Genomic DNA, 1,123 nt, shown 5'->3' with positions numbered 1-1,123 from the left:
AACTGATGTTACGCAATCTTCATTTTTTGCAATTCAGCATAGGCTATCTGATTGGCTTTAATGAAAAGTTTTGCTCGTAATGCAAAATGATTGGCCTTGTGTTTGATCTTCAAGCATTCCAGCTTGAACACGGCATAGACGGCCATGAAAACAGGGTTGTTCTGCGTGGTTACCGTGCGGGTTGGCGATTTCGCCAATCCCGCATTGGATTTCAGAGACTTATGAAATTCTTCGACTTTCCACCGTTTCTGGTAGATCATTGCGACATATTCGCCATCGCACGTCACATCACTGCACACCAGATTCAACAAACCGGTGCCGCCGTCTTTGTTTGTAAAGACTCGCCGCACTAACAGCACTTCCTAACAGCACTTCCTAACAGCACTTCCTGTTCGAAGCCCTTCAGCCAGCCGCGCACCGCTTGCTTATCCGCTAAGTCCAGTTCACTGATCCGTACAAAGCGCCCTTGTTTCTTGTCTTCCCGGCTGAGCGCCACCAGACGATTGTCTTTTAACGCAGCAATAAAGTGCTTCTTTTTCTTCAAAATAAATTCAAAGTTTTCCTGCGACGCAAACCAGCTATCCATCAGGACATAACGGAACTTTATCGCATTCAGCACACAGGTCGTTAGCATCTCCCGCATCAGCTCATTTTTGAGTCGCCACACTGGCACGCTTGACTTGCCGTGTCGTTACATCACAAAACCGGATCGGTTTGTGAATTACTTCAAAGGCGACCGGCACTGATACTTCACCATTGTGATACAAGGCATTAAGCACGTTAATTCCCTTTACCGCCCGTCCTTTACTATGATCATAAGCCAGCACATGATCTCGTTCTCATCCGTCCATTCTTTCTCTTGAATTGTGTCATCAAAAATCAGACAGCCGGCCTCGCGTTCAACTTGTCGCACGGTCGATTTAACCAGCCGCCATAAATCTTTCGAGGTATAATCTCGCTCCGATAAAAAACGCGTCACCTGGTCATGACTGACTTCACCATTCAGCATCGCCGACAAACCTGTCACTGTTGCATAACCGTTGTTGCTGATCAGATAATCAGTATATAGCTCAAGTTTTTCTTTTTTCATGACCAAAATGATAAGCTTTTTTCGGCGGCCTGC

3 protein-coding genes and 1 pseudogene are annotated in these 1,123 nt (G+C 46.1%); all 4 read right to left on the bottom strand.

Translation table 11 applies throughout. The features are described 5' to 3' along the window. Window positions 1-8: 8 nt before the first annotated feature. Window positions 9-350 carry a hypothetical protein gene (locus tag BM122_RS26700; protein ID WP_074907683.1) on the bottom strand — a complete coding sequence of 114 codons (342 nt, stop codon included), beginning with the start codon at window positions 348-350 and terminating at the stop codon, window positions 9-11. Beyond that, a complete protein-coding gene (locus BM122_RS26695; protein WP_442754736.1) occupies window positions 350-667 on the bottom strand; it encodes a transposase in 318 nt (105 codons plus the stop codon). The genes BM122_RS26700 and BM122_RS26695 overlap by 1 nt, the downstream gene beginning before the upstream one ends. Continuing rightward, a complete protein-coding gene (locus tag BM122_RS26690; protein WP_442754734.1) occupies window positions 648-779 on the bottom strand; it encodes a hypothetical protein in 132 nt (43 codons plus the stop codon). The genes BM122_RS26695 and BM122_RS26690 overlap by 20 nt, the downstream gene beginning before the upstream one ends. Window positions 780-790: 11 nt before the next feature. Then, a pseudogene (locus tag BM122_RS26685) lies at window positions 791-1,123 on the bottom strand (hypothetical protein); the annotation flags it as partial.

Origin of the sequence: Nitrosomonas communis (assembly GCF_900114745.1) — a bacterium.
Taxonomy (GTDB): Bacteria; Pseudomonadota; Gammaproteobacteria; order Burkholderiales; family Nitrosomonadaceae; genus Nitrosomonas; species Nitrosomonas communis_A.
Note: the sequence above shows the minus strand (reverse complement) of the source record. Positions and strands in the feature narration are given on the sequence as shown.